Origin of the sequence: Isoptericola jiangsuensis (assembly GCF_002563715.1) — a bacterium.
In the GTDB taxonomy this organism is placed as follows: domain Bacteria; phylum Actinomycetota; class Actinomycetes; order Actinomycetales; family Cellulomonadaceae; genus Isoptericola; species Isoptericola jiangsuensis.
Window position 1 is genome coordinate 3,954,412 of the sequence record NZ_PDJJ01000001.1, and the last position, 23,324, is coordinate 3,977,735.

General features: G+C 75.2%; 19 protein-coding genes. 8 read left to right on the top strand and 11 right to left on the bottom strand.

The genetic code is table 11. The features are described from left to right. Positions 1 to 16 precede the first annotated feature (16 nt). Entirely contained in the window at positions 17 to 1,372 is a 1,356-nt protein-coding gene (locus ATJ88_RS17605) for a M20 family metallopeptidase (RefSeq protein ID WP_098464953.1), read from the bottom strand. A 304-nt stretch (positions 1,373 to 1,676) separates the two neighbouring features. Between ATJ88_RS17605 and ATJ88_RS17610 the strand changes: the two genes are divergently transcribed. Beyond that, complete coding sequence (locus ATJ88_RS17610) at positions 1,677 to 2,438, top strand: class I SAM-dependent methyltransferase (protein ID WP_211287541.1); 762 nt, start codon at positions 1,677 to 1,679, stop codon at positions 2,436 to 2,438. Positions 2,439 to 2,485: 47 nt separating this feature from the next. On the opposite strand, the gene ATJ88_RS17615 is transcribed toward ATJ88_RS17610, so the two are convergent. Then, entirely contained in the window at positions 2,486 to 3,376 is an 891-nt protein-coding gene (locus ATJ88_RS17615; RefSeq protein ID WP_098464954.1) for a VOC family protein, read from the bottom strand. A 240-nt stretch (positions 3,377 to 3,616) separates the two neighbouring features. Between ATJ88_RS17615 and ATJ88_RS17625 the strand changes: the two genes are divergently transcribed. Continuing rightward, positions 3,617 to 4,729 carry a ScyD/ScyE family protein gene (locus ATJ88_RS17625; RefSeq protein WP_098464956.1) on the top strand — a complete coding sequence of 371 codons (1,113 nt, stop codon included), beginning with the start codon at positions 3,617 to 3,619 and terminating at the stop codon, positions 4,727 to 4,729. 182 nt (positions 4,730 to 4,911) lie between these two features. Further along, entirely contained in the window at positions 4,912 to 6,126 is a 1,215-nt protein-coding gene (locus ATJ88_RS17630) for an endonuclease/exonuclease/phosphatase family protein (RefSeq protein WP_098464957.1), read from the top strand. A 72-nt stretch (positions 6,127 to 6,198) separates the two neighbouring features. On the opposite strand, the gene ATJ88_RS17635 is transcribed toward ATJ88_RS17630, so the two are convergent. The 4 genes from ATJ88_RS17635 to ATJ88_RS17650 all read right to left on the bottom strand — a co-directional run bounded on the left by ATJ88_RS17635 (position 6,199) and on the right by ATJ88_RS17650 (position 11,804). Further along, positions 6,199 to 6,708, bottom strand: a complete 510-nt coding sequence (locus tag ATJ88_RS17635; RefSeq protein ID WP_098464958.1) for a GNAT family N-acetyltransferase — start codon at positions 6,706 to 6,708, stop codon at positions 6,199 to 6,201. A gap of 85 nt (positions 6,709 to 6,793) precedes the next feature. Then, positions 6,794 to 7,855: an NAD-dependent epimerase/dehydratase family protein gene (locus tag ATJ88_RS17640; protein WP_098465460.1), complete on the bottom strand. Its 1,062-nt coding sequence runs from the start codon at positions 7,853 to 7,855 to the stop codon at positions 6,794 to 6,796. Beyond that, positions 7,852 to 10,785 (bottom strand): alpha/beta fold hydrolase, encoded by a 2,934-nt coding sequence (locus ATJ88_RS17645; RefSeq protein ID WP_425432695.1) that lies wholly within the window; start codon positions 10,783 to 10,785, stop codon positions 7,852 to 7,854. The genes ATJ88_RS17640 and ATJ88_RS17645 overlap by 4 nt, the downstream gene beginning before the upstream one ends. Then, the gene (locus tag ATJ88_RS17650; protein ID WP_098464959.1) at positions 10,782 to 11,804 is read right to left on the bottom strand and encodes a 3-oxoacyl-ACP synthase III; all 1,023 of its coding nucleotides are present in this window, start codon (positions 11,802 to 11,804) and stop codon (positions 10,782 to 10,784) included. The genes ATJ88_RS17645 and ATJ88_RS17650 overlap by 4 nt, the downstream gene beginning before the upstream one ends. 301 nt (positions 11,805 to 12,105) lie before the next feature. Between ATJ88_RS17650 and ATJ88_RS17655 the strand changes: the two genes are divergently transcribed. The 3 genes from ATJ88_RS17655 (at position 12,106) to ATJ88_RS17665 (ending at position 15,158) form a co-directional block, all read left to right on the top strand. Beyond that, a complete protein-coding gene (locus ATJ88_RS17655; RefSeq protein WP_098464960.1) occupies positions 12,106 to 13,290 on the top strand; it encodes a threonine aldolase family protein in 1,185 nt (394 codons plus the stop codon). Positions 13,291 to 13,437: 147 nt separating this feature from the next. After that, positions 13,438 to 13,932, top strand: a complete 495-nt coding sequence (locus ATJ88_RS17660) for an SRPBCC family protein (RefSeq protein WP_098464961.1) — start codon at positions 13,438 to 13,440, stop codon at positions 13,930 to 13,932. Then, positions 13,929 to 15,158 carry a glycoside hydrolase family 3 N-terminal domain-containing protein gene (locus ATJ88_RS17665; RefSeq protein WP_211287542.1) on the top strand — a complete coding sequence of 410 codons (1,230 nt, stop codon included), beginning with the start codon at positions 13,929 to 13,931 and terminating at the stop codon, positions 15,156 to 15,158. Before ATJ88_RS17660 ends, ATJ88_RS17665 begins: the two co-directional genes overlap by 4 nt. Positions 15,159 to 15,255: 97 nt before the next feature. On the opposite strand, the gene ATJ88_RS17670 is transcribed toward ATJ88_RS17665, so the two are convergent. The 4 genes from ATJ88_RS17670 to ATJ88_RS17685 all read right to left on the bottom strand — a co-directional run bounded on the left by ATJ88_RS17670 (position 15,256) and on the right by ATJ88_RS17685 (position 18,733). Then, on the bottom strand, positions 15,256 to 16,008 hold the full coding sequence (locus ATJ88_RS17670; protein WP_098464962.1) for a hypothetical protein: 753 nt from the start codon (positions 16,006 to 16,008) through the stop codon (positions 15,256 to 15,258). A gap of 261 nt (positions 16,009 to 16,269) precedes the next feature. Beyond that, complete coding sequence (locus ATJ88_RS17675; RefSeq protein ID WP_098464963.1) at positions 16,270 to 16,539, bottom strand: hypothetical protein; 270 nt, start codon at positions 16,537 to 16,539, stop codon at positions 16,270 to 16,272. Further along, positions 16,536 to 17,795, bottom strand: a complete 1,260-nt coding sequence (locus tag ATJ88_RS17680) for an inorganic phosphate transporter (protein WP_098464964.1) — start codon at positions 17,793 to 17,795, stop codon at positions 16,536 to 16,538. Before ATJ88_RS17680 ends, ATJ88_RS17675 begins: the two co-directional genes overlap by 4 nt. Before the next feature lie 131 nt (positions 17,796 to 17,926). Next, positions 17,927 to 18,733 (bottom strand): NUDIX hydrolase, encoded by an 807-nt coding sequence (locus tag ATJ88_RS17685; protein WP_098464965.1) that lies wholly within the window; start codon positions 18,731 to 18,733, stop codon positions 17,927 to 17,929. A 105-nt stretch (positions 18,734 to 18,838) separates the two neighbouring features. Between ATJ88_RS17685 and ATJ88_RS17690 the strand changes: the two genes are divergently transcribed. After that, positions 18,839 to 19,894, top strand: coding sequence for an SPFH domain-containing protein (locus ATJ88_RS17690; RefSeq protein WP_098464966.1), 1,056 nt, complete (start codon positions 18,839 to 18,841; stop codon positions 19,892 to 19,894). A 1-nt stretch (position 19,895) separates the two neighbouring features. Then, complete coding sequence (locus ATJ88_RS17695) at positions 19,896 to 20,819, top strand: diacylglycerol kinase catalytic domain-containing protein (RefSeq protein ID WP_098464967.1); 924 nt, start codon at positions 19,896 to 19,898, stop codon at positions 20,817 to 20,819. Between the two features lie 10 nt (positions 20,820 to 20,829). Here the strand turns inward: ATJ88_RS17695 and ATJ88_RS17700 are convergent, their stop codons facing one another. Next, entirely contained in the window at positions 20,830 to 23,085 is a 2,256-nt protein-coding gene (locus ATJ88_RS17700; protein WP_098465463.1) for a S9 family peptidase, read from the bottom strand. Positions 23,086 to 23,324 lie beyond the last annotated feature (239 nt).

Here is a 23,324-nt window from a genome sequence, read left to right on the forward strand (position 1 = left end):
GCGGCCGGCGCGCCGGTCAGTCGAAGTAGGAGGGCACGTCGATCGCTCCGCCGGCGGCGGCGAACTCGTCGTGGACGGCGGCGCGGAGCCCGTCGTCGCACAGGTAGTCGAGCGCGGTGAGCGCGAGCCCGGCGGCGCCGTCGACGGCGGCGGCGACCGCGCGGGCGGACCCGGCGGCGGCGGCGAAGCCGGTGGTGTGCAGTGCGACGGCCGGGTCGGCGACCTGGATGAGCGGGTGGATGCCCGGCACACGGAAGCTGATGTTGCCGAAGTCGGTGGAGGCCGCCAGGGTCTCGGACACCACGCCGGCAGGCAGCACGTCGCGGCCGCGCCGCTGCTGCGCGGCCACCCAGCGGGCGGTGAGCGCGGCGTTGGTGCGCACCGGGAGCGACGGGTGAGCGCCGTCGTCCCAGCCGATCTGCACGTCGGTGCCGGTCATGAGCGCGGCCCCGCGGGCGACGTCGTCGAGGCGTCGCGACAGGTCCCGCAGCGTGTCCGGGTACTTCGAGCGGGCGTACAGCCGCACGCCGGCCCGCTCGGTGATGACGCTGGGGCGGGTGCCGCCGTCGGTGATGATGGCGTGCACCCGGTCGGACGGCGGCAGCTGCTGGCGCAGCAGCCCGACGCCGGTGTACGCGAGGTTCGCCGCGTCGAGCGCGTTGCGGCCCATGAAGGGCTGCGCGGAGGCGTGCGCGCTGCGACCGGTGAACGTCCACGTGAGCAGCCGGCGGCCGAGCCACACCTGGTCGGCGACGTCCGCGCCGTACGGGTGCACCATGATCGCGGCGTCGACGTCGTCGAACGCCCCGGCGCGGGCGAGGACCTCCTTGCCGGTGTGACCCTCCTCGGCGGGGGTGCCGAGCAGCACGACCCGGCCGGCGGGGGCGTCCGTGGCCTGCAGGACGTCCTGGAGCGCGAGGAACGCGCCGACGCCCGCCGCCGCGATGACGTTGTGGCCGCACGCGTGGCCGATCTCCGGCAGGGCGTCGTACTCGGCGCAGATCGCGATCGTCGGGCCGCCGCCCGGCCCGAGCGTCGCGCGGAACGCCGTCGCGACCCCACCGGTCCCCGTCTCGGCCGCGATGCCGTGCCGGGCGAGCAGGGCGACCAGCGTGCGCGCGCTGTCGTGCTCCTCGAACGCCGTCTCCGGGTGGGCGTGCAGCGTGCGGACGACGGCGGCGAGCTCCGGTTCCAGCGCGGACGCTGCGGCGTCGACCACCCCGGCGAGCACGGCGGGAGCCCCGCCGGGCGTCGCGTCGTCGGGCGACCGGGGGCCGGGCTCGACGACGGCGGCCCGGCGGCGCAGCTCGGCCTCGGCGGCGAGGTGGTCGAGATAGGCGGTGCTGGGCGGGCGGGCTCCATCCACAGGCATCACGCCATCGTAAGGAAGCTCACGGGGCGCGACCGATGCACCGGGGTGCAGCAGTGGACCCGTCCAGATCGTGCTCGACCGTCGTTCGGACGATCTCGGCATCGACGGTGACGTGGCCGTGGACGATCCGGGGGGGCCGGCGGCGGCCGAGCGCCCGGCGCTCGCGCGCTGCGGCGACCGGAGACCCGGCGACCGGAGGGCCGATCGGTGGAGGCGCGCACGTTTGCCGGTCCGGCAAGCCCGTTGTCACGATGGCGGACGGTGCGGGCACCATGGGAGGACTTCGTCCCTGTGGAGGCTGCTCGTGCCCGTGACCCTGCTCGACGACGTCCGCCCGGACGAGTCGGACCACACGTTCCTGCCGGGCATGTCCCGGGGGTGGCTGATGCCCTGGTACGACGTCGTGGCTCGCTTCCGGGGGCTCGGTCGCTTGTACCGCCGCACGGCAGAGGTGGCCGGGGTCAGGCCCGGTGAGCACGTGCTCGACGTGGGCTGCGGCACCGGGAACCTCACGCGTGAGATCGTGCGCACGGCCCCCGACGCGGTCGTGACGGGCCTGGACCCGGACGCCGACTCGCTGCGCCGCGCCGCGCGCAAGCTCCGGCGCCGCCCGGCGGAGGTGACGCTGGTGCGCGGGTTCGCCCACCGGCTGCCCGTGCCGGACGGGAGCCAGGACCACGTCGTGTCGTCCTTGGCGCTGCACCACGTGCCGCTGCCGGAGAAGGTGCTGCTCGCGGCGGAGATCGCCCGCGTGCTGCGGCCGGGAGGCACGGTGACGATCGCCGACTTCGCGGGCGACCACGGGTCGGTTCATCGCCACGGGCACGACGACGCCCCGCACGACGGGCCGCGCGACCACCCCTCGCACGACGAGGGCGCGCACCGGCACCGCCCGGGCCGACGCCAGCCGGGCCACGGCCCGGGCAGCCGCACCCACGACGCCGACAACGCCGACGGCGGGATCGAGCGGCTGCTGACCGGTGCGGGCCTGACGGGCTCCCGCGCCGTCGGGCGGATGCCGCTGCTCGGCGACGAGGTGGTGTTCGTGCAGGCGCGGCGCGCCTGACGCCACGCGAGCAGCCCGGACGTCGGGCCCCTGCCTCGCGGCGGCGGTCAGCCCAGCGCTGCCGCCTCCGCGGCGAGGTACTCCTCGGGCGGGTCGAACTGGGACAGCACCAGCTCCGCACCGAACGGGTCCCGGATCGTGGCCTCCTTGGTCCACTCGGTGTCTTCGGTGGTGAGCAGCGTGGCTCCGGCCTCGATGGCGGTCGCCGCGGCGGCGTCCCGGTCGGCGACGGCGAGCACGACGACCCAGCGGGGCGTCCCCTCGGCCGGCCCGATACCCGCGACGACGTCCGCGAAACCGGCCGGCACGTGCTCCTGCCGTTCGAGGATGCCCGGGTCGACGGTCGCCGCGAGGTGCGCGCCGTACCCCTCGACGCGCACCATCCCGTACCCGAGCTCGCCGACCGTCCAGCCCAGCAGCGGCCCGTAGAAGGCCAGCGCCGCGTCCTGGTCGTCGGTGAGCAGGTTGCTGAAGTTCCAGGTGCCGGGCTCGTTGACGCGCTGCGCGCCGATCCGGGTGCCCGCCTGCCACAGCCGGGACGGCACGCCCTGCGGGTCGCGGAACCGGACCAGGTGGCCTGCGGGCTCCTCCGGAGGGCCGACCACCTCGACGACGCCGTCGAGGGTCCCGCCCAACCCGAGGACCCGGGCCGCCGACGCGGCGGCGTCGTCGACCGCGAGGTACGTGTTCCACGTGGAACGGGGCGCACCGGACGTGGACGGCGAGGCGATCGCCGCGATCGCGGTCGCGTCGGTGCCGTCCTGCGACGCGACGACGTACCGTCCGGGTGCGCCCGGCGGCAGCTTCTCGGTGAACCGCCACCCGCACAGCGCACCGTAGAACGCGAGGGCGGCGTCGACGTCGTCCACCTCGAGGTCGATCCAGCAGGGCACGCCCTGCGGGTAGGTCCGGGTGGGGCTGTCGTGCGGTGCGCTCATGACGTCCTCCAGGTCGGTCCTGCCATCGTGCCCCGGGGCACCGACAAGTGTCCCGGGATTCACCCGGGCGACCGCTGGTGAATCACCGGGGTCGGGCTGACACTCGACTGTGCCGCGTCATCGTCGACCGGCACCCGCCCCGGCCCCCGGGCCGTCCCGCGCACCCGCGTCAGCGTCGAGCGCCACCGCGCCGCCATCGGCCGCACCCCGATCTCCTCCTGCACCTGCCTGGAGTGCTCCATGAGACGTCCCCTGTCCTTGCTCGCGGCCACGACGGCCGCGCTCGTCCTCGCCGCCGCCCCGGCGGTCGCCCACGGGTCGAAGGACCCGTCCCCTCCGCCGTCGCGGACCCTCGCATCCGGTCTCGTGTCCCCGCTGAGCCTGGCGGCGGGCCCGCACGGCACCACGTTCCTCAGCCAGAACTTCGCCGGGCTGCTCACGGCGGTCGGCAAGGACGGGTCCACCTCGGTGGTGCACGCCTCGGACGGCGCCGAGGTGGGTGCCGTCAGCTACCGCGGCGGCACGGTCACGTTCGCCGAGACGGGCGAGCAGACGGTGCTCAAGAAGATCGCGGTGTCGCCGAAGGGCACACCGCGCGGGACCGCCCGCACGGTCGCCGACCTCGGCGGCTTCGAGGCGACGAAGAACCCCGACGGCGCGACGACGTACGGGTTCCGTGACCTGCCGGCGTCGTGCGCGGACCTGTTCCCGCCCGACTTCCCGGCGGCGTACACGGGCCTGGTGGACTCGCACCCGTACGCGTCGGTGTCGCACGGCAGCACGACCTACGTCGCGGACGCCGGCGGCAACACCATCGTGTCGGTGGACGCGCGCGGCACGGTCCGCACGGTGGCGGTGCTCCCCCCGCAGCCGGTGACGGTGACCGCGGAGGTCGCGGAGGCGCAGGGCCTGCCGACCTGCGTCGACGGCTACGAGTACTGGTTCGAGCCGGTGCCGACGGACGTGGAGGTCGGCCCGCGCGGTCAGCTCTTCGTGTCGCTGCTGCCGGGCGGTCCGGAGGACGCCTCGCTGGGTGCGCGCGGGTCGGTCGTGACGGTGTCGCCGTCGTCGGGGAAGGTCAGCACGGTCGCGACCGGGCTGCTGTCCCCCACGGGCCTCGCGGTGGACGGGCACGGCATGGTGTACGTCGCGCAGATGTTCGGCGGCGAGATCACGATGGTGGGTCACCACCACCGGATGACGCTCGTGTCGGTGCCGCTGCCGGGCGACCTCGAGCTGTCCCGCTCGGGGCTGCTCGCCACGGTGAACGTCCTGCCGGGTGAGGACACGCCGCCGGACGGCCAGCTCGTCCGGTACTCCCTGAAGGGGCACGGGCACCACCACCACCACTGACGGCCCGAGCGCGGGCGCCCCGTCCGTCCCCGCCCGCCGGGGACGGACGGGGCGCCCGGCGCGGTCCTGGCGGGAGCATCGTCACGGGAGTTCACCGCCCGTTGATGCCGCCGTCACGCCCGGCGCCTAGCGTGGCGGGATGACGCGACGACGCCTCCTCACCGCTGCCACGGCGCCTGGCCGTGGCCCTGTCCAGCACGTTCGTCCCCCTGGCCGCGAGCGCCCACGGCCGCGGCGACGCCCCGGGACGCGACCCGCACGGCCACGGCGCGGACCGTGCGCTGCGGGTCGCGACGTACAACCTGTCCCTGAACCGCGCGACGGAGGGCGGTCTGGTCGCGGACCTGTCGTCGCCCGACGACGCGCAGGCGCGCACGGTGGCGGAGGTGATCCAGCGGGCGGCACCGGACGTGGTGCTGCTCAACGAGTTCGACTTCGACGCCGAGGGCCGGGCGGTGGACCTGTTCCGGGAGAACTACCTGGAGGTGTCGCAGGGCGGCGCGGACCCGGTGCGCTACCCGTATGCGTACTCGGCGCCGTCGAACACGGGGGTGGCGAGCGGGTTCGACCTGAACAACGACGGGACGGTCGGCGGGGGTGACGACGCGTTCGGGTTCGGCCTGTTCGAGGGGCAGTACGGGATGGTGGTGCTGTCGCGGTACCCGATCGACACGCGCAAGGTGCGCACGTTCCAGCACTTCCTGTGGAAGGACGTGCCGGGGGCTGCGCTGCCGGACGACCCGTCGACGGACGCGCCGGCGGACTGGTTCTCCCCGGAGGAGCTGGAGGTCGTGCGGCTGTCCAGCAAGTCGCACTGGGACGTGCCGGTGCGGGTGGGCCGCGAGACGGTGCACGTGCTGGCGTCGCACCCGACGCCGCCGACGTTCGACGGTCCGGAGGACCGCAACGGGCGCCGCAACCACGACGAGATCCGGTTCTGGGCCGACTACGCGACGGGCGGGGCGACGGCGCGGTACGTGTACGACGACGCAGGTCGGCGGGGCGGGCTGCCGCGCGGTGCGAGCTTCGTCGTCGTCGGGGACCAGAACGCGGACCCGCACGACGGCGACTCGTTCGACGGGGCGATCGACCAGCTCCTGGGGAACCGTCGGGTGACGGACCCGATGCCGACGTCGCAGGGCGCGGTGGAGGCGGCCGTGCTGCAGGGCGGCGCGAACCTGACGCACACCGGGGACCCGGCGCTCGACACGGCGGACTTCGCGGACGGCGCCCCCGGCAACCTGCGCGCCGACTACGTGCTGCCGTCCCGGGACCTACGGGTGCGTGACGCGGGCGTGTTCTGGCCGACGCTCGCGGACCCCCTGTCCCGCCTGACGGGCGTGTACCCGTTCCCGTCGAGCGACCACCGGCTGGTGTGGGTGGACCTGGCTCTCTGACCCGCGCCGCCGGTCGTCCCCGGGGGCCGGGCGGTGGCCGAGCCCCGGGGGGCGTCGGGCACGCGGGTCCGGTCAGGACCGGGTGGCGTCGATCCAGTACCGGCGCCGCAGGATGCCGTCGTCGGTGCGGCGGTGGTCCTCCAGCACGCCGCCGCACGCCTCGATGACGGCGGCGGAGGCGAGGTTGTCGTCGTCGCACGTGACCAGGACGCGGTCGACGCCCGACCCGGCGAGGCGCTCCACGGACTGCCGGAGCACCTCGCGGGCGTGCCCGCGGCCGCGGTGCTCCCGGCCGACGGCGTAGCCGACGTGCCCGCCGACCTCCCGCAGGAACTCGTTCAGCTCGTACCGGATCGACACGCGCCCCACCGGGACCCCGTCGACATCGGCGACGAGGAAGTCCGCGCGGACCCGCCCGGGCGGCAGGTCGACGCCCGCGGCCTCGCGCCCCCAGGTCGCGAGCATCTCGTCCCACGGGCCGTCGGCGAGGAGGAACGGGAAGTCCTCGGTGGCGAGCTCGGCGTGGAGGCGCCGGAGTACGGGCTCGTCGGCGACGGTGGGCGGGCGCAGGATCAGCGTCATCGGTCGAGTGTGGCTCGGGGGCGGTGCACCGTGCACGTGCTTTCCGGACGGCGGCGGATGGGCCGCCCGGTCGGCGGGAGGGCGGTCAGCGGGCGGTGCCGCCGTAGTGCGCGGCGAGCCGCCGGAACCCCTCGTCGATGCTGACGGCGGGCCGCCAGTGCAGGTCGGCGTGGGTGGCGCGCTGGTCGAACCAGTGGGCGGTGGAGAGCTGTTCGGCGAGGAACCGGGTCATGGGCGGCTCGTCGGTGCCGGGCCGCACCTGCCACAGCCTCTCGACGAGCCCGCCGGCGCCGCGGGCGATCCCGGCGGGCACGCGCCACCGCGGCGGTTCGACGCCGCCGGCGCGGCAGATGCCGGCGAGCAGGTCGGCGACGGTGCGCGGCTCGCCGTTGGTGAGGACGTACGCGCGGCCGTGGACGGCCTCGGCGCGGTCGAGGGCGGCGACGATCCCGTCGGCGGCGTTGTCCAGGTAGGTCGTGTCGATGAGGGCGGCGCCGTGGCCGAGCAGCGGGAGCCGGCCCGACGCGGCGCGGTCGAGCACCCGTTCGACGAGCTGGGTGTCCCCCGGCCCCCACACGATGTGCGGTCGGACGGCGACGACGCTGAACCCGTCCCCCGTCGAGCGTCTCTGAAAGTCCGGCTCGGAGGGCTGATGCGGGACTTTCAGAGAAGCTCGCCGCCCGACGGCTGCGGGGCCGCGGTCCCGCGACAGCGCCAGCAGCTCGGACGCGGCCTTGGTGCGCGCGTACTCGCCGCGGGCGCGGGCCGGGTCGGCGGCCTCCGCGCCCGCACCGACGAGCGACGACCCGGCGTGCGCGACCGACGGCGACGACACCTGCACGAACCGCGTCACCCCGGCCCGGTCGGCCGCGTCGAGCAGCCGGCGGGTGCCCTCGACGTTGACGGCCTCAAACTCCGCCGGGTCGCCCGCGAGCGACACCTTCGCGGCGAGGTGCACGACGGCGGTGACGCCGTCGAGCGCGGCGGCCACGGCCGCGGGATCGGAGAGGGATCCGGCCGCGTCCTCGACGCCGGCCACCCCGGAGGTGCGGCGCTGGAACGTGCGCACGGTGTCGCCGCGCTCGGCGAGGACGCGGGCGACGGACCCGCCGAGCAGCCCGGACGCGCCGGTGACCAGCACCGTCACGGCTCGCCCACCCCGCCCCCGGCGAGCACGCCGGACGCCCACGCGGCGAGCCTCGCGCGGTCGATCTTGGAGTTGTGGCGCACGTCGGTCGGCATCTGCGGCAGCACGAGGACGGCGGCGAGCGGCACGGGCGACGACGCGCGCACGTCCGCGGCGACGTCGTCGGGCGCGAGCCCCGGACGTCGTGCAGGCGGGACCGTCTCGACGACGGCGACCGCCTGCTGCACCCCCGCGGGGCCGACCCCGACGACCGCGGCGCGACGCACGCCCTCGGCCCGCTCCACGCCCTGCTCGGGACCCACGGGGGCGAGCGGACCGTCGGCCGTCACCAGGACGTGCGCGAGCCGTCCCTCGATCCACAGGCGGCCGTCGGCGTCGAGGTGCCCGACGTCGCCGGTGCGGTGCCAGTGTCCCGGCGGGGTGTCCCGCTCGGCGGCGACGTCCGTGAGCCACAGCCGGTCGTACCGCTCCTTGAGGTGCGGCGCGCTGACCAGCACCTCCCCCAGCACGCCGGGGATGTCCGACGGCGTGCCGACGGCGGCGCCGGAGTCGTCGAGCGCGCTGACGAGCACCCGCCCCCCGCCGACGGGGCGGCCGACGCACACCCCGGCGTCGGGTGCCGCCGCGGCGGCGCGCACCCCGTCGAGCGTGACGTCGGTGACGAGCAGGCACTCCGTCATCCCGTACGGCGTGTGCGGCGTCGCCCCGGGCATGAGCTGCTGCGCGGACGTCAGCAGGGCCTCGCTGATGGGCGCCCCGGTGGACAGGAACGTCTCGACGCGGCCGAGGGCGTCGCGGTCGTCGGCGTCGAGCCCGCCCGCGGTGTCGACCACGTTCAGGATCGCCGCCGGGGACAGGAACACGATGCGCGCGTCCGACGCCGTCACGGCGTCCGCGACGGCCCGCGCCGTGAGGGTGCGCGGTGCGGACACGTCCATGTCGGGGGTCACCGAGCGGGTGCCGAGCGCGGGGCCGAGCAGCGCGAAGGGCGCGAACCCCGTCACCAGGCCCGTGTCGGGGCCGACGTCGAAGTGTCGCGCGAGGGCGTCCCGCAGGGCCGCGAGCCGGGCGTGCGTGTACACGACGCCCTTCGCCGGACCGGTCGACCCGGACGTGAACAGCACGGCCGCCTCGTCGTCAGGACCGGGTTCCGGCGGCAGGTCCAGCACGTCCCCGGCGCGGGCGACGTCGACCAGCTCGTGGTCCACCCCGAGCGCGCGCCGCACCACCGGGTCGAGCGGGTCGGCGGAGATCCGCACACCCGGCCAGCCGAACGCCCGCGCCGCCGCGAGCGCCTTCGTCTGCCCGACCAGGTAGCCGGGCCACGCGCCCCGCTGGGCGCGCGTCAGGCCCTTCACGCCGAGACCGGCGTCGGCGACGACGACCACGGCCCCGATCCGCAGGCACGCGTAGACGAGCGCGGTGAGGGTCGGCCCGGGCTGCACGAGCAGCGACACGCGGTCGCCGCGCCGCACCCCGATGCCGTGCAGCCCCGCGGCGATGCGCCGCACCTGCCGGTCCAGCGCCCGCCAGCTCACGCTCGCCGGTCCCGACCCGGACTGGTCCAGCACGGCGGGCTCCCCCGCCGTCGACGACGCGGCGCGCTCGTCCAGCCCGGCCCACATCGGCCGGAACCCAGCCGGATCGGCGCCGTCGACGACCGCGGACGTGCTCTCGTCGCCCGGTCCCGCCGTACCCGAGGTGAGGTCGTCGCCCGCCGCGCCGAGGCCGAGGCCCGAGGCGACGGCCGCATCCGAGCCGGCCGGGTCGGACGTCGCAGGCGCGGACGTCAGTCCCGAGGTGGAGGGCCCCCCGGGGCCCGTGAACGCGTCCGCGCGCGCGACGCCCGGGCTGGCCGGCGACCCGACCACGGCGCCGGGGCCCACGGCCGTCCCCAACCAGTCGAGGACGGGCCCCGCGACGTCGACGTCCTCCGCGACGAGGTGCCCGGCGCCCGCGAAGCGGTGGACGCGGGCGTGCGGGAGGCGGTGCACGAGGTCGTCGAGGTACCGGTCGGAGAAGATCGGGTCGTGCGGGCCCCACAGCATCAGGGCGGGCACGGTGAGGCGGGCGACGCCCGCCGCGACACGGTCGAGCTCGGTGCGGCTGGGGTGGTCGGCCGTGGCGGGGATGTCGGCGACGAACTGCTCGATCCCGGCGCGGTCGGCGGCGGTGCGGTAGGGCAGCCGGTAGGCGTCGGCGACGTCGTGGGGCAGCCGGGGCCGGGCGAGCGCGAGGGTGGTCTCCAGGAACGCGCGGGTCGTGGAGGTGCCGAGGCGGTGCACGCCGCGGGCGAGCGCGAGGCGCAACGGCGCGGGGATCGGGACGCCGTCGGGCTGGTGCACGGCGGTGTTGAGGAGTGCGACGCCGGCGAGCTGCTCGGGGTGGTCGACGGCCCAGCCGAGGGAGACGACGCCGCCCCAGTCGTGGCCGAGGGTGACGACGGGGCCGTCGAGGCCGAGGGCGTCGGTGAAGGCGCCGAGGTCGCCGACGCGGTCGGCGAGGGTGCGGCGCCGGCCGGTGCGGGCGGACAGGCCCATGTCGAGCTGGTCGACGGCGACGACGCGCCACGCGCCGGGGACGGCTCCGGGGTGTTCCCCGGTGGCGGCCGCGGCCTCGAGGGCGCGGTCCGTGGCGAGCGCCACGACGTCCCGCCACAGGTACGACCAGGTGGGGTTGCCGTGCACGGCCAGGACGGTGCCGACGGGCGTGATGCCGTGCGCGGCGAGGACGGGCCCGTTGTCGAGGTGGTGCCACTCGACGTCGTCGCCGTCCTCGACCGTCGAGCGTCTCTGAACGTCCGGATCCGGGGCCCCGTGCCGGACTTTCAGAGACGCTCGACGGGCCGCGGGGACGGTCAGGACGTGGCTGAAGCGCACGTCGAGGCCCGGGAGCCCGGGCGGGACCGGGCTCGCGGTACGGGTCGTCACCAGGCCAGCTCCATCATCGCCGTGTTGATGCCGGAGCCGACGCCCATGAGCAGGACGCGGTCGCCCGTCCGCAGGGACTCCTGCTCGTGGGCGAGCGTGATCGGGACGGACGCGGGCCCGACGTTGCCCAGGGTGGGGAACGTGGTGGGGACCTTGGCGCGGTCCAGCCCGACCGCCTCGGTGATGGCACGGGTGTGCACCTTGGACACCTGGTGGGTGACGTACCGGTCCATCGTGCCCCAGTCCCACTCGGCGACGGCGTCCTTCCAGGCGTCGACGACGAGCTCGAGCCCGCCCTCGAGCAGCGCCTGCGCGTCGGTGAACATCCCGTCGGTGCTGCCGACGCAGAGGGCGTGGTGCCGGGTCGCGGCGCGGGTGACGCCCCCGAGGACACGGTGCCCCTCGGGGTGCTCGTCGGCGCGGCCGAGGACGGCGGCCGCGGCCCCGGAGCCGAGGGTGAGGGTGGCGAACTCCGCCATGAAGTCGTCGCGGCCGGCGTCACCGCGCAGCAGCCGGTCGACGGTCACGTCCTGGATGTCGTCGGCGTCCTCCCCGTTCACGATGACGGCGTAGCGGATCTGCCCGGACTCGATCATGCCCGCGGCGATGCTCATGCCGTTGATGAACCCGAGGCACGCGTTCGCGACGTCGAAGTTCACCGCGGAGCTCGGCAGCCCGAGGCCGTGGTGCAGCCCCACGGCGACGGACGGCTCCAGGTGCTTGCGCGTGACCGACGTGTTGATGAGCAGCCCGACGTCGCTGGGGTCGACACCCGCGACGCGCAGCGCGTCCTCGCCGGCGGCGACGGTCGCGGACGTCACGTCCTCGCCCGGCGCCCAGGCGCGCCGCTCGTGCACCCCGGCGACGCGCTGGAGCAACGTGCGCGGCAGGCCGAGGCGCCGCAGCGCGGGCGCGAGCCGGTCCTGCACGTCGGCGGACGTGCGTACCCCACCGGGCAGGCGGCTCTGCACGGACAGCAGCGAGACGTTGCCGAACCGGGTGGTGGCGTTCCCTGTCACACGAGCTCCAGACCTCCGGGAGACGGGGCGCCCGGAACGACAGCAGTTCACCGGCTCACCTGCTCAGGTGTCCGGCACGGCGGGCGTGACGACACCCGTCATCGAGAGTAGGACGACCGGCGCCGCCGCGCCGTTCCAATCCACCATGTGTGCGCGGCGTCTCCCCGAGAGGGGGCAGGGTCGCCGGGTCCAGCGCTGACTCGCGGGAACCTGCGCTGACTCGGCGGATCCGGCGCTGACTCGCGAGTCAGCGCTCGTCGGCGCGAGTCAGCGCTCGTCCCGGCGCGCTTACCCTGGGCGGGTGCCGCAGATCTCCTCGCTCCCGCCGTTCGCGTCCGACAACTACGCGGGGACCCACCCCGAGGTGCTGGCGGCGGTGGTGGCGTCCGACGACGGGTTCGCGACGGCGTACGGCGACGACCCGTGGACGGAGCGCATGGAGGCGCGCGTCGCGGAGGTGTTCGGCGCGGGGTCCCGGGCGTTCGGGGTGCTGAACGGGACGGGCGCGAACGTGGTGTCGCTGATGGCGGTGTCGCAGCGGTGGGGTGGTGTGGTCGCGTCCGACGTCGCGCACGCGAACACCGACGAGAACGGTGCGCCGGAGCGGGTGGGCGGTCTGAAGGTGCTGGCGTGCCCGTCGGTGGACGGCCGCATCACGCCGGCGGACGTCGAGCGGTGGGCCGGGCAGCGTCACGACGTCCACCGGGCGCACCCGGGCGTGCTGTCGCTGACGCAGTCCACGGAGCTGGGGACGGTGTACGCCGTGGACGCGCTGGCGGAGCTCACGGCGACGGCGCACGGGCTGGGGATGGCGGCGCACGTCGACGGGTCGCGGCTCGCGAACGCGGCGGTCGCGCTGGGGTGCTCGCTGCGGGCCCTGACGACGGACGTCGGGGTCGACGTGCTGTCGTTCGGCGCGGCGAAGACGGGCGGGATGCTGGGCGAGGCCGTGGTCGTCCTCGGCCCGGACGACGCGCCGGAGGTGCCGGGTTCGGGGTACGACGGCGCGGCGGTGCGCCGGGCGGCGGCGGACGCGGTGCCGTTCCTGCGCAAGGCGACGATGCAGCTCGCGTCGAAGTCGCGGTTCGTGTCGGCGCAGCTCCTCGCGCTGCTGGGCGAGCCGGGTGCCGCGGTCGACGGCGGGACCGCGGCGGCCGACGCGCCGCTGTGGTGGCGCACGGCGGGGCACGCGAACGCGATGGCGGCCCGCCTGCGCGACGGGCTGGTGGCGGCGGGCGTCGCGAGCGACGCGGCCGGGCCGGACGGCGGGGCGCCGGTGCGGGTGTCGCGTCCGGTGGAGGCGAACGCGGTGTTCGCGACGCTGCCCCGGGCGGCGGCGGACCGGCTGCGGGAGCGGACGAGGTTCTACGACTGGGCGCCGGGCGAGTCGGCGGACCGGGTCGAGGCGCGGTGGATGTGCTCGTGGGCGACGCCGCCGGAGGCCGTGGACGGGTTCGTCGCGGCGGTGGCCGACGCCGTGGCCTGACCTGGACCTCCGCCCCGGGCCGCGCACGACGCCGGGGCGGGCCGGTCCGGGCGGGACGGATTCGGCCCGCGCCCGCCCGGCGGGTTACGGTCGTGCCGACGGGCCGCGACGGTGCGCCCGGACCACGACCGACCGTGAGGGGGCGCCATGCACGCCGAGGGACCGACCACGTTCACCGCCACCGCGTCGGCGCACGTCGCGCAGCCGCCGGAGCGCGTGTGGGCGGAGCTGCTGCACCCAGGTGCGCGGTGGATGCTGGGCGCGAACATCGAGTCCGACCTGCAGCCGGGCAGCCCGATCACGTTCGAGGGGCACTTCTTCGGGCGGCAGTTCGCGGACACCGGTGAGGTGATCGCGGTGGAGCGGGCGCGGCTGCTGCACTTCACGCACTTCTCGCCGCTGGGCGACCTGGACGACGTCCCTGAGAACTACCACGAGATCCGCATCACCCTGACGCCGGACGCGGGGGGCACGGCGATCGAGGTGCGGCAGGAGAACATCCGGACGCAGGAGCGCGCGGACCGGGCGGCACAGAACTGGCGCGGCGCCCTGGCGACGCTCGCGCACTCGGACACCGAGCCGAGCTCGGCGTCGTCGCCCACCGTCGTCGCGTCCGTCGAGGCACCGCCGTCGGGCTCGTGAGGGGTCGCCGTCTCGCGCTGCTCGCCGTGACGGCCGCGGTCCTCGCGGCGTGCTCCGCCCCGTCGTCGTCCACCGGGACGACGGCTGCGCCGACGCCGTCCGAGACGCCCGGCACGTCACCGTCGTCGAGCGCCTCCCCGTCGACCGCCGCGCGGGGGGCCACGCCGTCGGGCGACACCTCCCCGGGGACGTCGGAACCCGGCGCGGACGTACCGGACGGCTGGTCGGTGGAGCGGAAGGTCGGCCAGCTCCTCGTGGTCGGCACCCCGGCGGACGCCGACACGGTGAGCGACGCGACCCGCACCGCCCTGGTGGACCACCAGGTGGGCGGCGTGTTCCTGCACGGCCGCAGCGAGCGCGGCGTGGACGCCACGCGGGACCTGGTGCGCAGCGCCACGGACCTGGCGCCGGACGGCACGCCGCTGCTGGTCGCCACGGACCAGGAGGGCGGGTTCGTGCAGGTGCTGCGCGGGCCCGGGTTCTCGGAGATCCCGCGGGCGACGGAGCAGGCGACGTGGCAGCGGTCGCGGCTCGTGTCGGAGGCGACGACGTGGGGCGCGGAGCTCGCGGACGCCGGCATCGACCTGAACCTGGCACCGGTGATGGACCTCGTCCCGGCGGCGAACCAGTCGGCGAACGCGCCGATCGGGCACTTCTCGCGGAACTACGGCAACACGCTGCGCAGCGTGGTGGACGGCGCGACGGCGTTCTCCCAGGGGATGCAGGAGTCCGGCGTGGAGCCCGTGATCAAGCACTTCCCGGGGCTGGGGCACGTCACCGAGAACACGGACACCACGGCGGGCGTGGTGGACGACACGGTGGGGCCGCGCTCGCGCTCGGTCGAGGCGTTCGGTGCGGGCGTGGACGCAGGCGCACGGTTCGTCATGCTGTCCCACGCGGTGTACACGAAGATCGACCCGAACGAGCAGGCCACGTTCTCCCCGGCGGTCGTGGGCCTGCTGCGCGACGACCTGGGCTTCGACGGGGTCGTGATGACGGACGACGTGTCCGCTGCGGCGGCCGTGGGCGACCGCTCCCCCGGCGAGCGGGCCGTGGACGCCGTGGCGGCGGGTGTCGACCTCGTGCTGGCCTCCGCCGACCCGACGGTGGTCCCGGAGATGGCGGACGCCCTCGTGGAGCGTGCCGAGGCCGACCCGGAGTTCGCCGACCGCGTGGACGAGGCGGTCGGCCGGGTCCTGGCCGCGAAGGCGGAGATCGCCGGCTGAACCGCGCCGGGACGGGGCGAGCCCCCGCCGCCGGTCGGCGACGAGGGCTCGCGGGACGCCGGGGGTACGCGACGGCGCCGCCGCGTACCCGTCGGCGTCAGAGCTTCGGCGTGCCCTGCGAGGCGCCGCCCATGACGGTGCTGGTGCCGGGGACGACCACGCGGTACTTGTACTTCTTCGAGGACGTGAACGCGTAGGTCGCACGGCCCTTCGAGTTCAGCTTGACGGTCTTCTTCGTCTTCCAGACGCCGTCCTTCTTGAACTGGATCTTGACCCACTTGCCCGCGTAGGGCTCCCACGCCTTCGACACCGTGTACTTCTTGACGCCGACCTTGACGGTCTTCTTGGCACCCTTGGTGTTGACCTGGATGACGGTGCCGTACTTGGTGAGGTTCCCGTCGATGGCGGACTTCATGTAGAAGGTGCCGCCGGAGTAGGACGTGTCCTTGTAGGTCTGCTTGGTGCCGTCGTACAGGTCGTGGACGACGCGGACGTTCTTGACCTTGAAGGTCCCGCGGCCCCAGGAGTTCTTGGCCGTGATGTAGCCGGTGTAGTCCTTGCCGCCGGAGTAGGCGTAGCCCAGCCCGATGTTCGACGCGACCTTGGTGCTGCCGCGGTAGACGTCGCCGACGATGTCGACCCAGCCCTCGGTCACGGTGCCCGTGGCCTTGGTCGTGTACTGGTAGTACTTGGTCTTCTCCGCGATGGCGGGGCCGCCGTAGCTGGCCTTGACCGTCACCGAGGTGACGTTGATCGGCGAGGTGGCCGCCGACGCGGGTGCCACGAGGGTGCCGAGCAGGAGCGACGCCGCAGCCACGGAGGTGGCGGCGAGCCGGACGAGAGAGCGCATGAGTTTCCTTCCAGGGGTACCGGTCCGTGTCGGTCACGAGACGGCGGGCCCTGGGGGCGCGCGGTGCGGGGGGCGGGTCGTCGACCTGCCGGAGTTCTCGTCCCACGCGCAGCACGGAGCCGCGTCGTCGGCCCGGCTCCTGGCGCGTGCGACATCGGCGAGGCGTGCGACCTGACGCGCTGGATCTTAGAGGTTCCTGAACGCCGACGACACGCCCGTCTGCGTCGGGCGTGTCGTCGGGGGTGCGGGTGTCGCGGCTGGTCAGTGACCGCCGGACGCGATGAAGACGATGCCGGCGGCGACGGCGCCGACGACGGTGCCGAAGCAGAGCAGCGCGCCGACCATCCGCAGGGGCGACGGGCGGGCGATGACGACGGGGCCGGTGGGCTCGGTCGTCCTGCCGGTGGCGGGTCGGTCGTCACCGGTGCCGGCGACGAGCCGCAGCCCGAGGGCGAAGAGGGCGGGGAGGCCGGCGCCGACGATCAGTCCGGCGACGACGACCTGGCCGAGGGCGGTCCAGTCGATGCTCACTTGGTGTCCCCTTCGGAGGGTGCGGCGGAGATGGCGGAGACGACGGCGGCGCGGCGCTCGTCGACGACGGGGCCGACCTGCGGCTCCCCGGCCTCGCCGGTGGTGGCGACCTCGACCTTGAGCTTGGCGCCCTTGGTCTCGTCCCACTCCTCGTTGACGTTGCTGTGGTCGACGGGCTTGCGGCGCGACGCGGTCCAGATGGTGAAGGCGACGCCGAGCAGGATGGCGAGCACGATGAGGGTGCCGAGGGCCCCGCCGATGCCGTGCTGGATCCAGTAGCAGACCGCGCCGACGAGGCCCGCGGCGGGGAGCGTCATGCCCCAGGCGGCGAGCATGCGGCCGGCGACGCCCCAGCGGACCTTGGCGCCGGGCATGCCCACGCCGGAGCCGAGGATGGAGCCGGTGGCGACGTGGGTGGTCGACAGGGAGAAGCCGAAGTGGCTGGAGAGCAGGATGACCGCGGCCGAGGAGGTCTCGGCGGCCATGCCCTGGCGGGAGTCGATCTCGACGAGGCCCTTGCCGAGGGTGCGGATGATGCGCCAGCCGCCGAGGTAGGTGCCGAGCGCCATGAAGAAGGCGCAGGCGAAGATGACCCAGAACGGGACGCTGGAGTCGGCGGGGACGGCACCGGCGGTGATGAGGGCCAGCAGGATGATGCCCATCGACTTCTGCGCGTCGTTGGTGCCGTGCGCGAGGGAGACGAGGGACGCGGAGCCGACCTGGCCCCAGCGGAACCCGCGGCTGGTGACGTCCTGCGAGACGCCCTTGGTGAGGCGGGCGACGAGGGCGGTGCCGACGGCGGCGACGCCGATCGCGATGACGGGGGCGAGCAGCGCGGGGACGAGCACCTTGGACAGCACGCCGGACCAGATGACGCCGGAGGTGCCGGCGGCGGCCAGCACGGCGCCGATGACGCCGCCGACGAGGGCGTGCGACGAGCTCGACGGGAGCCCGAGCAGCCAGGTCAGCAGGTTCCACACGATGCCGCCGACGAGGCCGGCGAACACGACCTCGAGGTTGATGGCGCCGGCGTCGACCAGGCCCTTGGCGATGGTCGCGGCGACGGTCAGGGACAGGAAGGCGCCCGCCATGTTGAGCACGGCGGACAGCAGGACTGCCGTCTTGGGCTTGAGGGCTCGGGTCGCGATGGAGGTTGCCATGGCGTTGCCCGTGTCGTGGAAGCCGTTCGTGAAGTCGAAGGCCAGCGCGGTCACGACGACGAGCACGAGGAGAAGCGTCTCGGTCACGTTGACCATGGTGGGGCCACGAGGAAACCCCAGGTAGACGTATGCCGAGGTCACGCCTCATTATTCCTGCGTTGTTCACCTGCTGTTCATCTTGGGCGCCCGGCATGCCCGACTCGCCCCGGCGAGGTCACACCGACGGGTCACACCGGCGGGCGCAGCAGCGGGGGGTTGAGGAGCGCCGGGACGTCCGCGGCGCCGTCGGCCAGGCCGCCCGGGCGCACGACGGGGCGCGCCGCCCGGTAGAGGGCGGCGGGACGGCCGGTGCCGCCCGACGTGGTGCGGCCGGTCTCCTCCAGCAGCCCGGGCGTGCCGGTGGCCTTGCGGGAGAAGTTGCGGGGGTCGAGACGCACGCCCCAGACGGCCTCGTAGACGCGGCGCAGGTCGGTGACGGTGAACTCGTCGGCGCAGAACGCGGTGGCGAGCGCCGAGTACTCGAGCTTGGAGCGGGTGCGCTCGACGCCGTCGGCGAGGATCCGGGCGTGGTCGAAGGCGAGACCCCCGGGCGCGGCGGGGCCGGTGCGCTCGGCCGGCCCGGCACCGGCGGGCAGGACGTCGGTGACGGGGTGCCAGGCCGCGGCGGCGGCGTCGGACCCGGCCTCGACGACGCCGAAGTGCGGCGCGACGAGCAGGTAGGCGACCGAGAGGACGGGGCCGCGGGGGTCACGGCCGAGCGGCCCGTAGGTGCGGAGCTGTTCGAGGTGGCCGGGCGGGGTCACGCCGGTCTCCTCGGTGAGCTCGCGCGCGGCGGCGGTCACGAGGTCCTCGCCGGGCAGGACGAACCCGCCGGGCAGGGCGAGGGCGCCGCGGTGGGGCTCGACGGCGCGCTCGACGAGGAGGACGTGGAGCGCGCCGTCGCGGACGGTGAGCGCGACGACGTCGACCGTGACGGGCAGCGCCGCCGCGGTGGGCGGCACGGCGTTCGGGTCACGGGTCGGCTCGACGGTCATGCGCCCACCCTACCTGCTTGATGTCATCTTGACGATAAGTGCGGACGGGATTATCGTCGTCGTGACGACAATTAATCGTCACCTCGACGAGAACAGGAGCCCGTCATGGCCACCGTCCGCACCTACCCCTGGGTCCGCCACTTCCTCGGCACCCCCACCGGGCACGTCGTCCACCTCCGCCGCGGCCGCGTCGTCCACGAGGGCGTCGGCCAGGCCTTCTGGTTCCGGCCCACCACCTCGGTGCTCAGCGAGGTCCCCGTCGACGACCAGGAGCTGCCCGTCTTCTTCCACGCCGTCACCGCCGACCACCAGGACGTCACCGTCCAGGCCGGCGTCACCTACCGCTACGTCGACCCCGTCACCGCCTCGCAGCGGCTCGACTTCGCCGTCGACCCCCACGACGGCAGCACGTCGAGCGCGGGCCGCGAGCAGGTCACCGCCATCGTCGGGCGCCTCGCGCAGAGCCACTCCACCGACCTGCTCGCCACCCTCACGCTCGCCGACGCCATGACCGCCGGTGTCGCCCGCGTCCGCGCGCTCCTGGTCGACGCGCTGCCCGCCGACCCGCGCCTCGCCGCCACCGGCATCGCCGTCGTCGGGGTCCAGGTCCTCGCCGTCCGCCCCGAGAAGGACGTCGAGCGCGCCCTGCAGACCCCCGCCCGCGAGCACGTCCAGGCCGAGGCCGACCGCGCCACCTACGAACGGCGCGCGCTGGCCGTCGAACGGGAGCGCACCATCGCCGAGAACGAGCTCGCCAGCCAGATCGAGCTCGCCACCCGCCGCGAGCGCCTCGTCGAGCAGGAGGGCGCCAACGCCCGCCGCGAGGCGCAGGAGAAGGCCGCGGCGGCCCTGGTGGACACGCGGGCGAGCGTCGAGCGGTCGCGGCTGACCACGGAGGCGAAGGCCGCGCAGGTGCGCGAGGTCGGGGCGGCGGACGCCGCGGCCGAGGAGGCCCGCATGGCGGTGTACGCCCGGGCGGGGCAGGACACGCTGCTCGCCCTCGCCCTGCGGGACGCCGCGCGGTCGCTGCCGAGCGTGCAGAACCTCACGGTCACGCCGGACCTGCTCACGGGGGCGCTCGGCGCGCTGCTCGCCGGGGTCGGGGGCGCGACCACGGGGACCTCGGCGGCCGGCGGGGGCCCGGCCCGGACGGAGCGCTGACGTGCTGCGCCGCCGCGCCGTCGTCGTCCACCGGCGCACCGAGCTGGACGACCTGCTGGACCGGCACGGCACGCGGGGCCAGGCCGAGTTCTTCCTGCGCACCCGCGGACGCAGCCTGGCCGACGTGCAGGAGCGCCACGACGCGCTGTGCGCCGCGCGGGCCGCCGTCGTCGCCGCGCTGCCCGCCGACTGGGCGCGCGCCGACGTGGAGCGGGCGGACCTGCCGCGGTTCCTCGTGGCGCCGGAGGACGTCGTGGTGGTCGTCGGGCAGGACGGCCTCGTGGCGAACGTCGCGAAGTACCTGCGCGGGCAGCCCGTCGTCGGCGTCGACCCCGAGCCGGGCGTCAACGCGGGCGTGCTGGTGCGGCACACGGTCGCCGCGGCGGCGGCGCTGCTGCACGGCCTCGACGGCCCCGTCCCGGCCGGGTCGGGCGCTCCCGACCGCGCGGCGCTGCTGCCCGTCGACGCGCTCACCACGGTGCGGGCCGACCTCGACGACGGGCAGCACCTCACCGCCCTCAACGAGGTGTTCGTGGGTCACCCGTCGCACCAGAGCGCCCGGTACACGCTGCGGTGCGGCGCGGGCAGCGAGCGGCAGTCGTCGTCGGGGCTGCTGGTCGCCACGGGCACCGGCGCGACCGGCTGGTGGGCGTCGCTCGCGCACGACCGCGGCGGCCGGACGGCGCCCGGACGCACCGACGACCGCCTCGGCTGGTTCGTGCGCGAGGCGTGGCCGTCGCCCGGCACCGGGGCGCGCCTCACCGAGGGCGTGGTGGATCCCGGCGACGCCGTGGAGCTCACGGTCGCGTCGGACCGCCTGGTCGTGTTCGGGGACGGCATGGAGGACGACCGGCTGGTCGCCTCGTGGGGTCAGCGCGTCACCGTGCGGTGCGGCGACGACCGGCTGCGTCTCGTGCGTCCCTGACGGCCGTCGGTCAGTCCTCCTCCGTCGCCGCCAGCCCGAGGACGTCGAGCGTCCACGCGTGCTCGAACGCGATCTCCTCCCAGCGGGCGTACCGCCCCGAGACGCCGCCGTGGCCGGCCGACATCTCGATCTTCAGCAGCGCCGGCGCCCCCGCGGCACGCAGGCGCGCCACCCACTTCGCGGGCTCCACGTAGAGCACGCGCGTGTCGTGCAACGACGTCACCGCGAGGATCCGCGGGTAGTGGGACGCGTCGTCGGGGACGTTCTCGTACGGGCTGTACGAGCGCATGTACGCGTACACCTCGGGGTCGGCCAGCGGGTTGCCCCACTCCTCCCACTCGACGACCGTCAGCGGCAGCGACGGGTCCAGGATCGACGTCAGCGCGTCGACGAACGGCACGCCCGCCAGGACCCCGGCGAACATCTCGGGCGCCAGGTTCGTGACCGCGCCCATGAGCAGGCCGCCCGCGCTGCCGCCGTCGGCGACCATCCGGTCCGGCGCCGTCCAGCCCGCCTCCACGAGGTGACGCGCGCAGGCCACGAAGTCCGTGAACGTGTTCATCTTGCGGTCGGTGCGGCCCTCCTCGTACCAGGCGCGCCCCATCTCGCCGCCGCCGCGCACGTGCGCCACCGCGAACACCACGCCCCGGTCCAGCAGCGACAGCCGCGGCACCGAGAAGTACGGGTCCATGCTGATCTCGTACGCGCCGTACCCGTACAGCAGCAGCGGCGCCGGGTCCGCGCCCGTGCCCGCCGCGTCGAGCGTCACCGCGTCACGCCGCCACACCAGCGAGATCGGGATCCGCGTGCCGTCCTCGGCGGTCGCCCACTCGCGGCGCTGCACGTAGTCGGCGGGGTCGTAGCCGCCGAGCACCGGCTGCCGGCGGCGCACCACACGCTCCCCCGTCGCCAGGTCGACGTCGAACACGGTCGGCGGCGTGACGAACGACGTGCCCGTCACCCGCAGCAGCGGCGCGTCGGGCTCCGGGTTCGCGCCGATCGCCGCCGAGTACAGCGGCTCGTCGAACTCCAGCTCGCGGGGCACCCACGGCCCGTCCGGGGCGGCGTCGTCGAGCGCGACCACGGCGACACGCGGCGTCGCGCCCCGGCGCAGCCCGAGGACGACGTGCCCCGCGAACGCGTCCACGCTCTCCAGGCGCACCTGCGGGTCGTGCGGCACCACGACGCGCGCGTCCGCCGGGTCCGCGGGACCCGCGCCCGGCGCCGGCACGTCCAGGGCGACCAGCTCGAAGTTGCGGGCGTCGTCGTCGTGCAGCGCGAGCAGCACGTCCCGTCCGCCCAGGCGCGCGTGCTCCACCGTGTACTCGACGCCCTCGCGGCGCGTCCACACCGGGCGGAAGTCGCCCGTCGGGTCGTCGGCCTCCAGCAGCCACGACTCGCTCGTGTTCTTCGAGCCCAGCTCGATCTGCAGGAACCTCTGCGAGCGCGACAGCCCCACCCCGACCCAGAACCGCTCGTCCGGCTCCTCCAGGACCACCACGTCGTCGGTGGTCGGCGTGCCGATCTCGTGCCGCCAGATCCGGTACGGCCGCCACGCGTCGTCGACCGTCGGGTAGAACACGTACCGCCCGTCCGGCGTCACGACGGCGCCCGGGAACGTGCCCGGCACCTCGTCGGGCAGGTTCGTGCCCGCCTCCAGGTCGCGCACCCGCAGCGTGTAGCGCTCGTCGCCCGTGGTGTCGACGGCGTGCACCAGCAGGCGCCCGTCGCCCGACACCGAGAACGAGCCCAGGGAGAAGAACTCGTGCCCGGCGGCCTCCGCGTTCTCGTCGAGCACCACCTGCTCGCCCGCCGGCGGCTCCCCCGGCTCCAGCGCCGGCGGCGTCCAGTCGGCCGGGTCCGTCACCGGGACGCGCGCGTGCAGGGGGTACTGGCTGCCCTCCAGCGTGCGCGAGTAGTACCAGTACCCGCCCTGCCGCGTCGGGACCGACAGGTCCGTCTCCAGCGTGCGGTCCTTGATCTCCGTGAATACCGCCCGGCGCAGCGGCGCCAGGTGCGCCACCTGCGCCCGCGTCCACGCGTTCTCCGCCTCCAGGTGCGCCACGACCTCCGGGTCGTCCTTCGCGCGCAGCCACTCGTAGTGGTCGACGAACGTGTGGCCGTGGTGCGTGCGCTCGTGGGGCCGGCGGTCCGCCGACGGCGGCTCGACGGGCGTGGGCTCGTCGGTGGCCGGGGCGACGAGGGTCGGGTCGTCCGGGCGGGGCGTCGGGAGGGAGGTCGGGACGGTGGATCCGGGCTCGGGCAGTGCGGCGTCGCTCACCCGGCCAGGGTACGGCGCACCCTCCGGCCGGTCCCCTTGGTCACGGCTCTGCAACGGTTTGCCCGCCACGGCACGCGAAATCGGAGCGTCTGCCCAGGAATCCACCGGAATTCGACGTCCGTGACGCCTCCCTGTGACGTGCCGGTGTCATCCAGGTCACACCACCTGGATACACTTCCCGGCACGTCGGCCCGTCGAGGTGTCAACAGGCCGTTCAGCATGCC